We start from the raw sequence: 13,713 nt of genomic DNA on the forward strand, positions 1-13,713 counted from the left end.
TCTGGCACTCTCATTTTTCTTTAATAGGTCTAAAGCCTGTTGTAAGTTTGAAGGTCTGTAATACTTAAACTGGGCTGGAATCACTTACTTCACCCCGTCTTCAATAAGTCCCATTATAATTTCAGGAGTTATAGGTATCTGAGTAATCCTTTTTCCTATAGCGTCTGAAACTGCATTGGCTATGGTAGCAGGAACTCCCATAATTGGACCTTCTCCCGACCCTAATGCCTTTGAGGGAATATAATTAATATCGCTCTCAAAGTGATGGATGTCTACTTCAGTGTGTAACATTTCGGAAAAAGTAGGGGTTTCATATGCATCAAAGGTAGTTATCAGTGGATTACCATTTTCGTCGTAAGCCAACCTCTCATATAAGCTCATAGCTATTCCATGCAGTAAACTTCCATACATCTGGCTTTCTAACAATTCTCTTTTTAATATTCTCCCCACGTCATGAATTATAATGTATTTCTCTACTTTAACATCATAAGTAATAGGATCTATCCTGACTACGGCTAGATGAGCTTGAATGGAATACCCTAGGGAGGAATTTATCTTATCCCCCTCTGGTGGTGCTAGATAGGGAGAATTGTAGAAAGAAACTACAGATAGACTCCCTGGATTTGAGTAGGGATCCCAGTGAAAAGCCGATGCAAGTGTTTTTAAATCTACTGACTTACTTGAATCTTTTTTAGCGTAAAATTTACCATTGCCGTAGTAAACTTCTTCAGTCTCAAGGAATCTTTTGGCTACATCAGATAACTTGTCCTTTAATTCGTTACATGCCTTCAGTACACCGGTTATAACTATTGGAGCGAAACGGCTGGAATAACTACCACTGGCTATTGTCCACGGAAGAGAAGTATCAACTCTATTCTCTACCTTCACTCTACTGACATCTATTCCAAACTCTCTAGCTACGACTTCCGCTGTCACTGTCTCATGACCTAGCCCTTCATTAGTACCATTTATAAAGACACTGATACTTCCATCGAAATTAAGGGACATTATGATGTAATCCCCAGATGCTGAATGTTTATGTCTCCTCTTGGATCCCTCAAGTGCTAAATCCACATAACCTAAATTAGTTCCGCTCGGTTCCAGGAAAAGAGATACTCCAATTCCTGTAAGGGGCTCTCTTTTAATCTTACTATACTCTTCCTCCAAAAGTTTAAGAACCCTATTGTAGTCCTGTTTTGGATATAGTCCTCCCGTAGGAGTTTCATAAAAGTAGTCACTGTTAATCCTCTTGTTGAATTCAGTTATCACATTTCTTTTTCTGATTTCAATTGGACTTATTCCCAATTCTTCTGCTAACTTGTCTATCGTGGTTTCTAACGCAAAGTAAAATTGTGGAGCTCCATAGGCTCTGTTTAAGCCCGTGGGAGATTTATTAGTAAGAACGACCGTGTGGTTTACTTCAATGTTACGTACATCATAAGCGCCATTTAAATTACCGTGAACTCTAAACAGAGCCCCTGGCTCTGGTGGTCTAGGATAAGCTCCTACATCCTCGAAGAATGCATACCTTATCCCCTTTATTTTTCCTTCCTTATCACTAGCTATTTCCACATACCCCTCTCTGTCGCCACTTGACGAACTATATAGAAAACTCTCCGTCCTACTCTCAATCCATCTAACAGCGTGATTAGATAGAATAGACGCTGCTGCAGCTATTGTCATATAAGGATAAAGTGAATACTTTACTCCAAAACTACCCCCAATGTCCCTAGGTGTCGAAAGCTTGATCCAGTTTAAGGAAATACCCAATGCACGGCTAATAAAGTAGGCTTCGAGCATTGGACCTTGAAAGTTAGCCATGATATTTAATGTATCAGTTTTGTAAGCTAGAACACCGTAACCCTCGAGGGGTAAAGCCGAGTGTTTAGTAACCTTAAATTCGTTCTTAATTACAATAGGCGATTCTGAGAAAGCCCTTACCATATCACCATAGCTCATTTTACGATTTACAGCAATATTGCTTCCTAACTCCTCATGTACTAAAGCTTTCTTATCTAAGGCTTCTCTCACACTTGTTACAGCCGGCAAAGGGTCCACTTCTACATTAACATAGTCTAGAAGATCGACTGCCTTGTACAAATCTCTGGCTAAAACTATGGCTATAGGTTCGCCCACAAACCTAACCTTATCCTTAGCTACTGCATAGTATTTTATGGGTAAGTCAACGCCTAAAGGGAATGGGTTCTTGATAACCTTCAGTAATTCCTGGTTCGTGTAAGCTATTCCGCCGTGGTTAAAGACCTCACTAACATCTACTTTTTTGATAACGCCGTGAGGTAAATTACTCCTATATATAACCATAAATAGGGTTCCAGAGGGATTGGGTATATCATTAATAAACTCTGAAGAACCGTTAACGACCCTGGAACCCTCTATATAGTGAGTGCTCATTAAGTAAACATATGTGATGTGGATTAATATTATTGTCTAATTGAAATCATTAAATGATTAAAATAGAATTTAATTTATCATGCGTACACGTAGTAAATTTTTACACTCCTCCTGTGATTTACGACAGTCAGAGATTCTACTTTTCATTCCCACACACTGACAGTATAGATTTGAGTATTAAGTCTTCCTTACCTTTACCCTTACCCATTGAAATATATTCTATTACCTCTTCTATTAGCTCTCTGATCTTATCACTCTCTTCATTACAGAATCTATTCTTCATTTCCTGGTCATCATTCAATCTCTCCTGAATGTATTTCTCTATAGACTCTTGCTCAACAACTTCTCTTATAAAGTTCCTCATCAACGCATATTTATAAAATTGTGACTCCACAAATTTGGGTAGATTTATATCATTATAAAGCTATTATTATTAATTTAGAATACCACATTAACCCATGGAAAGAAAATTAGGATTCATATTCGACCACAGTAAATGCATTATATGTAATGCCTGCGTTGATGCTTGCAATAAGGCTTACGGTGGTTTGAACTGGAGAAGTTTGGTTGTAATGCCCTATGAAGATACTAAAACTGCCCTTTCCATAGCATGCAACCATTGTGATAACCCAGTTTGCATGAATGTTTGTCCTGCGAATGCCATGGCAAAGAACGAGATGGGGATAGTGCGAATAATAGAGGATAACTGTATAGGCTGTGGTTTCTGCACATGGGCATGTCCCTATGAGGCGTTAAAGATGACTCCGAGCGGTATAATGAGCAAATGTCATCTCTGTTATAATAGGATAGGAAGTGGTCTTCCTTATTGCGTTGAGGCATGTCCCACTGGAGCATTGACATTTGGCTGGATAGAGAAAGGAGATGCCAATGTAAATTACTTAGCACCTGAAAATATAACTGAACCCAGATTTGTTATCAAGAGACCTGAGAAGGCTGAAACTATAAAGGTTGAAACTCTTCATCAGAAGAAAGAGGAGAACTACATAGGATTATTAGCTTTCACCATAGCCAGTGAGATAGCCTTAGGTTACTCCATTTTCAAGTTACCATACTGGAATTTAGTGGGTCTTATACTACCCCTAGTCTCATTATTGCTCTCAGTCAACCACGCAAAGAGATTTGATAGGTTTTACAGAGTGATTTACAATTTGAAGACTTCATGGTTAAGTAGAGAGGTATTATTCTCCTCTATATCGGTATTATTCTACCTTATCTCCTTCTTCAATCAGTTATTTTACTATCCTGCTGTGATATTCTTAGGTTTAGGCGTACTTTCAAGTATCATGATATATATACTAAAGGCAAGACCATCTTGGTATAATCCAGACACACCAGTATCGTTTATAGGCTCGATTTTCACAACCTCTCTCCCATTACTCTTCTACCTAACTCATGAGATTTCTATAATAGCAGCTTTAATTGTAGTATTGGGAGTTGAGATATTTACAGGCTATAAGAAATCAAGGACCAGGGTAATACTGAACGCGGTCTCAATAGTATTGTCGTTACTTTCTATACCTCTCCCCTTCATTATTTTAACAGATGAAATAGTAAACTTAGTATCTGAGGTAAGCCACAGGATTCAGTTCTATCAAAAAGTTATATACTATGGATTGCCCAAAGTTTAAACATTTTTCATAATAGACTTTTTAAACATCGAATACTATATATTTCTCAAGGGTGGTCAATTATTGCTCGAAATAAGATTCCACGGTAGAGGTGGTCAAGGTGTCGTTACGGCTTCTCACCTACTGGCTGAAGCAGCGGGTTATGATAACTTATACTCTTCGTCATTCCCCATATACGGGGCTGAGAGAAGAGGAGCCGAAATAGAGGCATATTGTAGAATTTCTGATAGTCAAATCAGGGTTACGTCTCCAATACAGGAACCTGATTACGTTGTAGTTCTAGATGGTTCCCTCCTACATCTTTCAAACAATGTTTATAGGGGACTAAAGCCAAGCTCTGTAATTCTAGCTAACTACGCCTCTGAAATAGAGAGGGATAAGAAAATAATTACTGTAAACGCTACAAAGGTTGCCTCGGAACTAGGTTTAATTAGATCAGGTTGGCCTATGGTAAATGTGATAATGTTAGGTTCTTTGATCAAACTCACTAGAATCCCCAGTATTGAATCACTTGAAAAGGCAATTAGAGACGAATTTGATGATAAGTTGGCAGAGATCAACATCATAGGAGTAAGAAAGATGTATGAACTAGTAGAAGAGAGGAGATATAATGTCGTTACTACTTGATTATCAATACTTTCCAATAACAAAGCCCGGTAAGGGAGCTGGAGGTAAGACAGGTTCCTGGAGAGTAATTAAGCCTGTTATAGATTTGAGTAAGTGTATAGGTTGCAAGGCTTGTTTCATGTTCTGTCCAGAATCCACCATAGTTCCCAAAGGAGGAAAAGTTACAGTTGATTATGAGTATTGTAAGGGATGTGGAGTTTGTTCGAATGTTTGCCCTGTAAAAGCAATAAGTATGGTGAGTGAAACATGATCAGAAAAATTATTTCAGGAAACGAAGCAGTAGCCACTGCAGTAAAGTTAGCTAGAGTAGGTTTAACAGGAATTTACCCAATAACACCACAGACTTCGATAATAGAGAAATTGGCTGAAATGAAAGCCCAAGGAGAAATACAGACCGAGATAGTTAGAGTTGAGAGTGAACACTCTGCAATGGCTGCGACATATGGTGCTGCACTAGCTGGTATAAGGGCTTTTACAGCGACTGCGTCACAGGGACTTCTTTACATGCATGAAATGGTATGGTGGGTAGCCGGAAGTAGAGTTCCAGTTGTAATGGTTGTTGGGACTAGGGCAGTTGGAGCACCATGGAATATCTGGAACGAACATACTGACTTTACAAGTGAGAGGGACAGTGGTTGGATTATGGCATTTGCAAGTAACCCACAGGAAGCCTTAGACTTGACTATTCAGGCTTTCAGGATTTCTGAGGACGAGAGGGTATTCTTGCCTGTAATGGTGGGGATGGACGGGTTCATTCTATCACACACTAAAACTAACGTGCTAATACCTGACCAAGAGCAAATTGATGATTACTTACCACCTAGGAGGCAGCCATATGTAATTGATCCCGAGGATCCAGTGGAAATAGGAAATATGTTTCCTCCAGAGGGTTATATGAAATTGAGGGAGTCAATCCATCTTGCATTGAAGAATTCTGAAGATATAATCAGACAGCACGGTAGAGAATATAACAAGAAAGTTTCCCCTATGATTGATTATTCTACCCTTAATTCTAGCTATAGGTTAGAAGATGCTGACTATGCTGTAGTATTAATGGGAGCCTGGGCAGGAGATGCCATGGAGGCTATAGATGTTCTCAGGGAGAAGGGAATAAAAATAGGTATGTTGAGAGTGAGGTACTTGAGACCGTGGAGCGAAAAGGAGATTAAGGAGAATTTGGAAGGTAAGAAAGGAGTTCTGGTAGTTGACAGGAGTACTAGCTTTGGCAGAGGAGGACCATTGTACATAGAGGTTAAGTCTACTATTCAGGACACAGAAGTTAAAGATATAGTAACTGGATTGGGTGGAGTTACAGTTGGTAAGAATGACATGATATACTTGTTCTCAAAGTTTGTAGAGGGCATAAAAGAGGACGTAACCTGGTATTATCCAAAAGAGGTGGGAAAACTTGACATTAGGACTCCGAGAGATATTGAATAAACATAATTCACTTATATCAGGTACAGCAGCCTGTCCTGGATGCCCAGAAAATATGGCAATGAGAATGTTGGGCATGGGACTTGGAAAGGACACAGTGGTTGTAGTTGTAGCAGGCTGCTCATCCATAATACAAGGTAATGCACCTTATAATTCCTTTAATTTACCTGTAGTAAACATAGCATTTGCAGCTGGTTCTGCAGCTGCATCAGGACTTGCTAGGGCATATAAACAAAAGGGTAAGGATGTGAATGTGGTAGTATGGGCTGGAGATGGAGGGACTGCAGATATAGGATTTGCATCATTAAGCGGTGCTGCAGAGAGAAATGAGGATATAATCTATGTCTGTGTGGACAATGAAGCCTATATGAACAGTGGAGGACAGAGAAGTGGTTCTACGCCATTAGGCGCAATAACTTCTACTACTCCAGAAGGCAAGAAAGAAAATAAAAAGAATCTTCCCTTCCTTATGGTATCTCACAATGCGCCTTATGTTGCTACTGCAAGTGTAGGGTATCCCCACGATTATATTCAGAAGTTAAAAAGAGCAAAGGAAATTGATGGCTTTAGGTACATACACGTGCTTACACCCGATCCATATGGATGGCTATTTGACCCATCAAGGACTGCTGAAATAGCTAAGTTGGCAGTGCAGACGTGCTATTGGCCATTATTTGAATACTACAATGGTAAAATAACAGTAAGCCAAGAGTGTCTTCACTGTTTGGACAAGAGGACGAGAAGACCAATTAAGGACTTTCTGTCTGTGCAGGGTAGATTTAAGAGAGTAAAGGAAGAGGATATAACCAAACTGGAGAAATACATAGATGATATGTGGGAAAAGATAAAGGAGCTAATGTAAATAAAAATAGAAGGGAAAGTTACCTTAAGGCCTCATGGATTTAAAGAAACTTACCACTTTCTCCTTTAAGTACCCCTTAGTCCTGAAATGATTATTTATTGCCTCCCAATCCTCCCTTGAAAGCCTCCACTCCATAGCCTGCGCATTTTCCTCCACGTGAACAGGAGTAGAAGCCTTAACGATAGGCACTAGATTATCCACACTTATGTACCAGTTTAGAGCAACTTGCGATGCAGTCTTGTTATATTTCTTACCTATTTCTTTGAGGAACTCATTTCTTGTTAGTATCCCATTTTCTAATGGAGTATAAGCCATATACATTAACCCATTGTTCCTTGCGAATAATAACGCTTCGTTCCAATCCTTTCTACTCAGTAAGCTAAAATGGTTCTGAACTGCTACAACTTCATACTTTTTACAGCAAGACATAGCCTTCGGGATACCCGAGGAATCAAAATTACTTAAACCAAAAAATCTTATTATACCGTCGTCCACTAGTTTCTCGAAAGCACCTATAGTTTCACATAAGGGAACTGTCCTTGATGGTGTATGAAGAAGATATAAATCTATATATGTACCCAGCCTTTGTGAACTTGCCTTAGCAGATTTCAACACTTTTTCATAACTTGCATGACTAGGCCATACCTTGGATACTATAAACAGCTTGTCCCTCTCAAAACCCTTTATAGCCTCTCCTACCAGTTCCTCAGCATGCCCATTACCGTACATTTCAGCTGTATCAACTGTAGTTATCCCTAACTCTATTGCCCTTTTTATCGATGCAATCCACTCTCCGTCTCTTGTATGGCTTGCCCTCCAAAAACCTCCCCCTATCCTCCATGTACCAAAAGCCATGGACGAAACGGTAAAATGTTTAAATTTCTTTAGGTCAGCCATTCAACTCCTCCTGAATAATATTGTTGGTACGCTATTGGGAGTAACGTGAACTCTTAGGAGAGTAGGATACTTATATGATGAATTTATTGCCTCTTCGGTGATCCTCTTTAAGTCGTCTTTCTTCTTAACTTCAAAAACCTTTACACCAATACCTTCAACAACCTTCGTGTAATCTATAGGAAATACATCAGTCGCAAAGGGCTTACCGTGCTTCATCATCTGATTCATCCTCAAGAAGTGTTGTACATTATCTTGAACCAGCACTATCAAGAAATTTACCTTATATTCCACAGCAGTAATTAATTCATTGAAGCAAGCCTGAAAACCGGCATCTCCGATTATACTGACCACTTCCCTCTCTGGTGAGGCTATTTTAGCACCTATTCCAGCCGGTATAGCTGACCCCATTGCGTTGAAGATTAAGGGATTAAAGTAAGAGTTATGCCTATATACTTTCATATCCATTGCCATTACTTGGTTTGTACCCGCATCGGCTATCACAATCCTATCTTCACCTAATTGGCTATCTAAAACTCTGATAAGATCGTCATGGGTAATATCAGGATTCTCAGGGGCTGGGAATTGACGTTCTACCTTCTCGACTGTCCATGCCCTTGTCTTAACCTTTTCAGATATCTGTTCCAAGAATGCTTCAGCACTAGCCTTTATCTCAAGATCGGTTTTAACACTGTTGTTAAAAACTGAAACGTCTACATCAACATGCAATATTTTAGAAGGCAATTTAGTTGTCCAGTTCCACATTTCAAGAGAATTAAAGGAAGTCCCTATGGCTATCAAACAATCGCCAGGCACCTCTGACATTTCAAATATGTTTCCCGCATATAGGGGATGGTCCTCGGGTATTGCGCCTTTGCCCCTGACAGTAACTAGTACCGGGATACCCAGTTTCTCCACATATTTCAGAACATTAGATCTCGATGCGCCGTAACCAAGTAACAGAATGGGCTTAGAACATGAGTTAATGAAATCGACAGCCTCCCTCAGTTCATCCCTTGTGGGATAAATTAATTTTCTACCTATCTTTGATTGATTTTTCAATTCTGTGTCTGTTGAATCCTCAAGTACATCCACTGGAACTTCAACATACACTGGACCCATTTTGTCCTCTAATGCTATTCTGAATGCTTTTTCTATGGTGGATTGGGCTTCAGATGCGGAATAAATTCTAAAGGAAGCCTTTGTCACTTGTCTAGCTAACTCTAACTGTGCATCATAATAGCCCATGTCATGCAGTTGCTTGTCATTACGATATTTGAACTCCTTATTGAGTGATATTAAGACTAAGGGCGAACCTTCAGAATAAGCTTCAGCTAGACCTGTTAGGGAATTGGTGAAACCTGGACCGTTTACTGATATGAACACACCAACATTCTCCTTTACCCTTGCATAGTAATCTGCCATTATAGCTCCTCCGTACTCTAGCCTAGGCATAAAGTATTTGAGTTCCCCTTTCTCAGTTTTCTTCCTTATTTCCTCAAAAAGGCTCAGTCCATGAGTTCCTGCTATCCCGAAAACATCTGATATCTGGGAGGATATGGAATCTATCAAAATTTCGGCTGTAGATTTTGCCATTAATAGTGTATTAAATTATCTTGTTAAATTAAGTTTCGGATACTATATACCAAGATAAATACGAATTAGTCATGGGTAATGTAATCCTTTAAGATATCACTTTAACCCTCTGTGAAATCGAAAACTACTATTTCGAGTATATAGTCTTTTTGCAAGGCTATGATTCTAGTCATTTCTAATATAAGATCTACTCTGTTTTATTAGATTTGGTTGAATAAAAATAAATAATGATAAAACTTAACAGGGACCAAAAGCTTACCTACAAATTTCTCGTTCTACCGATCGCACTATTGATTCTCTCCTTTAACCCTTATACTGAAAGCCTGGAGTTCTCAGTACCAGCAGTATATATGGCTTCCCATTACGCTGTGTATTTCTCAGGTCTGTATATAGGCTATAAGTACTTTAAAGGAGGGTATATATCACTCATTCTAGGATTGATTCCAGCCATCTTATGGCACACACCCTATTTCTTCTCCTTAGGGGCAGGCATATTAGATTATAGAATACTCCTTGAAATAACACTATTATTGGGAGGAATTTTACTAGGGTCCAGTATAAACTCAATGAGACTACAAATTAAAATAACACTATTAGCCTTGTGGATGTTAGGAGATTCCATACTGGCAATACTCTTTATCACCTCCACTACGCTCTACTCAAATTTAGCTTATTCCTTTTCCCCTTATCCTCCAGCAAGTTTACCGCTAGCGGGCATACTGATGTTTGTGATAATGAATGTGTTTCTGATTTACGTTATATCAAAGTTCATGAAAAGTATTATTGGATAACTTTTTAGCTTTTATAAAGTTAAATCAGTTTTGAATACAAAAACCATTTTCAAGATTGCTAAATTGTAAATTGCTCTACTGATGTTTACTTTTTGAGATTATATGGTATTTACTGTATCATATCACTTATATCTAAGAATAAATAGATAAGATAGAGAAATCTCCATTAGTTGTATATATTCGAATATCAGCTACACCTAAATATCCTAAGACATCAGCCTAAGTAATGAATTAGATAGATGTTTTAAAACTATTACTGTAACTAGAGGTAAAATAACATAGGCAATAAATACGACCTCCCATGAAAACGTAGTTAATAAAACAACTCCAACTGCCTCAATCGAAGTTGCCAGTAATACAGGTATGGAAACACAACAGCTTGCCCCTACTAAAATTCCAAGCATGGGAACAAGGGCTAGGTACTTCAGTCTTTTTCTAGTTGAAATCACAATCATTAAGCTTGACGTTACCAAAAAAGAAATTAGGAGACCCATGGAAATTGAGTAGAATGATAGCTCAATCACCAGTTGATCAGATAAATGAATTAACAAAGTGGGATTTAATATGAGAGATAGAGCTAAACCAGTCAAACTCGGCGATACACTGAAGGGTGTGATGTAAATTGCAAAAGGTGGACCTATATATAATAGGTTATTCCCTTGGCTAAACTGACCTAACAATAGCTCGATGGCAAGACTATATACGGCGTAATGAATTGCCAAGTAAATGAAAAATATCATCCACCTGAGTCTATCTTTACCGAAAATAACCATTTTTGCCTCATCACTGAGCGCAGTACGTAAAACCAAAATGGTCATGAATATCCAGAATATAGTTAAGGGCACTAATTGACTTAGAGGAAATAGGTAAGTTAGTAAAAGGCTTCCAAATATTATAGGTAAATACGGGATAATGCTTATGAGGGATTTCACATTATTTAATCATTATTTCAAATTAATAAATCTTACTTAATCTAGAATAAAAAACTCTATTAAAGAGAATTCACCTCATGTTAATGAAAAAGAAAAAATATTACTTTCAGTTTAGTCTGTGAAATACATTTTGTATATTAAATAAATTATTGACCCAAATATAAAAACGTCCGCTGACGCTAACGCACCTATTAAAAACTCATATGAAATTGTTGTCATCAAATAGGTTATAACTACGCCTGCAATTAGATCCATGACTAGAGCTATGTAATAGTAAGTTAGTGTACTTATTCTCCTTACCTCTGTAGTAGGTGAAGGAGCTCTGAATCTGACTGCAAGAAATACAATACTCCCCATAAATAGGGCGAAAACAATTCCTGCTGTCAAATATGTTGCTGTATAAAGATTCTCTACATAACTGGTAATTGGACTTGACGTCAAATAAGCTAACCTGCCAAAATCGCCTATCCACTCAAAGGCAACAAAGAACGCTACAATACTAACCACCCACCATATATAATCCTTTAAAGTCAATTTCTTCCTGTTGTTAGCATCCATTATTAACTCACCACTATGAGAGTTCCTCTCATGGTGTAATGACCAGGACCGCAGAATTCAGCACACCATATATCATATGTACCTGGGGTCTTCACCATTATGTAGAAATCGTATACATATCCAGGGATAGCCTCAAACTTGAACCCTAACTGCGGTATATAGAATGCATGAATGACGTCCTTTGACTGTATTTCCAGTAAATAGGTCTGATTAGCTTCAATCACTAACTTATCTATAGTGGTAGTTCCGTTGGGATAAACAAACTCCCATGCATACTGAAAAGCTATAACCTTAATGACTATTGCATCTTGTTTCTGTTGTGTTGACAAGTAATTACCACTGTTTATAAGGGCTAAATACCCGTCCGATATTACACCTAGCACAATTAAGACAACTGCCGCAAGAACTATAGTTGTTAATTCTAATATTCTACCTCTTTCCATATCCAATCACCACGTTTAGAAATACGGATAATGAAAACATTATCATGGATAATCCTATATATTGACCTATTATAAATTGATCACCTAACGAAGTCATGGGTATTGTTAATGCTTGATATAGAGAGTAAATCAGAGTACCTAGGATGAAGAGATTCATCGATAAAACCACTGCTCCACTAAGAACTCTTTTCTCAGGCTTTATTGTCATTATACCACCGTCTCTAAATGGCGAACTATTCATCTTTGCTAACACTCTCGGCTGTACTACATATCTGAGTAAGGGCCATAGCACTGCAAAACAGGCTATGAATATAATTGCGTCCACAATTAGACCTATAGTGCCAATCTCTTGACCTGGAGTTTCCTCTGCCCAAATGGTATTTACTATGAATGCTATTATGAATCCCGTACCTAAAGATATTGCAGCAGGTCTGAGTCCTGGATGAGGAGCCTTATGTCTAAATACGTAAGCATCTATAAACGGGAATAGTACAGTGACCGCTACCCAGCCTAAGAATATTATTGAGGCACTACTGGGATCTATGGTTTTGTAGAAGAAGTAGATAAATAAGAAATACCAGTCTGGTAATGGAGGTGCTTGGGCAGCGTTTACAGGATTGTACTCTGGTTTAACGTATTTAAGTGCAGTGCCACTAACGGAAATATCAAAGGGTATCAGGGAAGCTATGAAGAATATTATTCCGAAGGTTAGCAGGAAGATCATTACCACCATACCTATGGATCTTATAAGAGGTTGTAGTTCCCATCTGTAATCAGACTTCAACTTGTCCTGATATTCATCTATTAACTCAGGTGCATCAGGCTTAACTTCGGAGAGTGGTGGAGTTATACCGTGTTTCTCAAATATATATAGGTGAAGACCAACTACTGCTATTAACAGTCCGCCAACTATCCAGTGGAAAACGAAAAATCTTTGAACTAGAGGGTCTACACCAGACATTATCCCTGGCTGATTAGGATTCACTATAGTAAACAGAGAAATTATATAACCCAGGTTAAAGGGCATATATCCGAACAAGTTTAGTCCAGTTGTTGTGGCAACCCATGAAATTAAATTATAAGGTAAGGAATAGCCAAGATAGGCCTCAGTTAGAGTTAAACCAGCTAATAAACTACCAACAATCCACATGAACTCTCTTGGAGGTCTATAAGCCCCAACTATGAAGTTTCTAGTAATGTGAACTAACATAGCAAATATCATAACATATGCTCCCCAACTGTGGAGACTAAACAATAGTGCACCGTATGGAACTTGAGTTATAAGATAAGTAGTAGATGTATATGGATCACTTGGAGTGTAATAAAGGGCAGTGAGAGCTCCTGTTATTATCTCAAAAATTAGCGCAGCTAGTACAAACCCTCCTAACCAATAATCTATTGAATAAGCATATCTTGGAGCTTGCCTTAATGTATGACCATAAATACCCAACCTTTCGTCTAACCAATATAATATCCTATCTAGAGTAGATCCTTTCTGGGTTACCATACACC

The 13,713-nt window shown here is 38.4% G+C and carries 14 protein-coding genes; 6 read left to right on the forward strand and 8 right to left on the reverse strand.

Features of this window, described 5'->3' with window-relative positions; all coding sequences use genetic code 11:
* Positions 1–84 precede the first annotated feature (84 nt).
* Together SUSAZ_10540 and SUSAZ_10545 are read right to left on the reverse strand one after the other, a co-directional pair.
* A complete protein-coding gene (locus SUSAZ_10540; GenBank protein AHC52272.1) occupies positions 85–2,412 on the reverse strand; it encodes a xanthine dehydrogenase in 2,328 nt (775 codons plus the stop codon).
* 136 nt (positions 2,413–2,548) lie between these two features.
* A complete protein-coding gene (locus SUSAZ_10545) occupies positions 2,549–2,806 on the reverse strand; it encodes a hypothetical protein (protein AHC52273.1) in 258 nt (85 codons plus the stop codon).
* Positions 2,807–2,870: 64 nt separating this feature from the next.
* On the opposite strand from SUSAZ_10545, the gene SUSAZ_10550 reads away from it, so the two are divergent.
* The 5 genes from SUSAZ_10550 to SUSAZ_10570 all read left to right on the forward strand — a co-directional run bounded on the left by SUSAZ_10550 (position 2,871) and on the right by SUSAZ_10570 (position 6,987).
* Positions 2,871–4,061, forward strand: coding sequence for a 4Fe-4S ferredoxin (locus tag SUSAZ_10550; protein AHC52274.1), 1,191 nt, complete (start codon positions 2,871–2,873; stop codon positions 4,059–4,061).
* Positions 4,062–4,124: 63 nt separating this feature from the next.
* Positions 4,125–4,688, forward strand: a complete 564-nt coding sequence (locus SUSAZ_10555; protein ID AHC52275.1) for a pyruvate synthase — start codon at positions 4,125–4,127, stop codon at positions 4,686–4,688.
* Positions 4,669–4,938 (forward strand): ferredoxin, encoded by a 270-nt coding sequence (locus SUSAZ_10560; GenBank protein AHC52276.1) that lies wholly within the window; start codon positions 4,669–4,671, stop codon positions 4,936–4,938. The genes SUSAZ_10555 and SUSAZ_10560 overlap by 20 nt, the downstream gene beginning before the upstream one ends.
* The gene (locus SUSAZ_10565) at positions 4,935–6,128 is read left to right on the forward strand and encodes a pyruvate ferredoxin oxidoreductase (GenBank protein AHC52277.1); all 1,194 of its coding nucleotides are present in this window, start codon (positions 4,935–4,937) and stop codon (positions 6,126–6,128) included. Before SUSAZ_10560 ends, SUSAZ_10565 begins: the two co-directional genes overlap by 4 nt.
* Positions 6,097–6,987, forward strand: coding sequence for a 2-ketoisovalerate ferredoxin oxidoreductase subunit beta (locus SUSAZ_10570; protein AHC52278.1), 891 nt, complete (start codon positions 6,097–6,099; stop codon positions 6,985–6,987). Before SUSAZ_10565 ends, SUSAZ_10570 begins: the two co-directional genes overlap by 32 nt.
* A 24-nt stretch (positions 6,988–7,011) precedes the next feature.
* Here SUSAZ_10570 and SUSAZ_10575 read toward each other — a convergent pair whose 3' ends face one another.
* Positions 7,012–7,884 (reverse strand): aldo/keto reductase, encoded by an 873-nt coding sequence (locus tag SUSAZ_10575; GenBank protein AHC52279.1) that lies wholly within the window; start codon positions 7,882–7,884, stop codon positions 7,012–7,014.
* On the reverse strand, positions 7,885–9,477 hold the full coding sequence (locus SUSAZ_10580) for an acetolactate synthase (protein AHC52280.1): 1,593 nt from the start codon (positions 9,475–9,477) through the stop codon (positions 7,885–7,887). It abuts the gene before it with no gap.
* A gap of 227 nt (positions 9,478–9,704) precedes the next feature.
* On the opposite strand from SUSAZ_10580, the gene SUSAZ_10585 reads away from it, so the two are divergent.
* Positions 9,705–10,268, forward strand: coding sequence for a hypothetical protein (locus SUSAZ_10585; GenBank protein ID AHC52281.1), 564 nt, complete (start codon positions 9,705–9,707; stop codon positions 10,266–10,268).
* A 206-nt stretch (positions 10,269–10,474) separates the two neighbouring features.
* Here the strand turns inward: SUSAZ_10585 and SUSAZ_10590 are convergent, their stop codons facing one another.
* From SUSAZ_10590 to SUSAZ_10605, 4 genes are all read right to left on the reverse strand, one after another.
* Positions 10,475–11,200: a hypothetical protein gene (locus tag SUSAZ_10590; GenBank protein AHC52282.1), complete on the reverse strand. Its 726-nt coding sequence runs from the start codon at positions 11,198–11,200 to the stop codon at positions 10,475–10,477.
* 111 nt (positions 11,201–11,311) lie between these two features.
* Entirely contained in the window at positions 11,312–11,758 is a 447-nt protein-coding gene (locus tag SUSAZ_10595) for a quinol oxidase subunit II SoxA (protein AHC52283.1), read from the reverse strand.
* A gap of 2 nt (positions 11,759–11,760) precedes the next feature.
* Entirely contained in the window at positions 11,761–12,201 is a 441-nt protein-coding gene (locus SUSAZ_10600; protein ID AHC52284.1) for a cytochrome B558 subunit B, read from the reverse strand.
* Positions 12,188–13,708 carry a cytochrome B6 gene (locus tag SUSAZ_10605; protein AHC52285.1) on the reverse strand — a complete coding sequence of 507 codons (1,521 nt, stop codon included), beginning with the start codon at positions 13,706–13,708 and terminating at the stop codon, positions 12,188–12,190. Before SUSAZ_10605 ends, SUSAZ_10600 begins: the two co-directional genes overlap by 14 nt.
* Between the last annotated feature and the right edge of the window lie 5 nt (positions 13,709–13,713).

Origin of the sequence: Sulfolobus acidocaldarius SUSAZ (genome assembly GCA_000508305.1) — an archaeon.
Taxonomy (GTDB): Archaea; Thermoproteota; Thermoprotei_A; order Sulfolobales; family Sulfolobaceae; genus Sulfolobus; species Sulfolobus acidocaldarius_A.

Bases quoted from the DNA above. Each gene is read 5' to 3' on its own strand.
- SUSAZ_10540 (AHC52272.1), bottom strand. From the start codon at position 2,412: ATGAGCACTCACTATATAGAGGGTTCCAGGGTCGTTAACGGTTCTTCA.
- SUSAZ_10550 (AHC52274.1), top strand. From the start codon at position 2,871: ATGGAAAGAAAATTAGGATTCATATTCGACCACAGTAAATGCATTATA.
- SUSAZ_10565 (AHC52277.1), top strand. From the start codon at position 4,935: ATGATCAGAAAAATTATTTCAGGAAACGAAGCAGTAGCCACTGCAGTA.
- SUSAZ_10575 (AHC52279.1), bottom strand. From the start codon at position 7,884: ATGGCTGACCTAAAGAAATTTAAACATTTTACCGTTTCGTCCATGGCT.
- SUSAZ_10580 (AHC52280.1), bottom strand. From the start codon at position 9,477: ATGGCAAAATCTACAGCCGAAATTTTGATAGATTCCATATCCTCCCAG.
- SUSAZ_10585 (AHC52281.1), top strand. From the start codon at position 9,705: ATGATAAAACTTAACAGGGACCAAAAGCTTACCTACAAATTTCTCGTT.
- SUSAZ_10595 (AHC52283.1), bottom strand. From the start codon at position 11,758: ATGGATGCTAACAACAGGAAGAAATTGACTTTAAAGGATTATATATGG.
- SUSAZ_10600 (AHC52284.1), bottom strand. From the start codon at position 12,201: ATGGAAAGAGGTAGAATATTAGAATTAACAACTATAGTTCTTGCGGCA.
- SUSAZ_10605 (AHC52285.1), bottom strand. From the start codon at position 13,708: ATGGTAACCCAGAAAGGATCTACTCTAGATAGGATATTATATTGGTTA.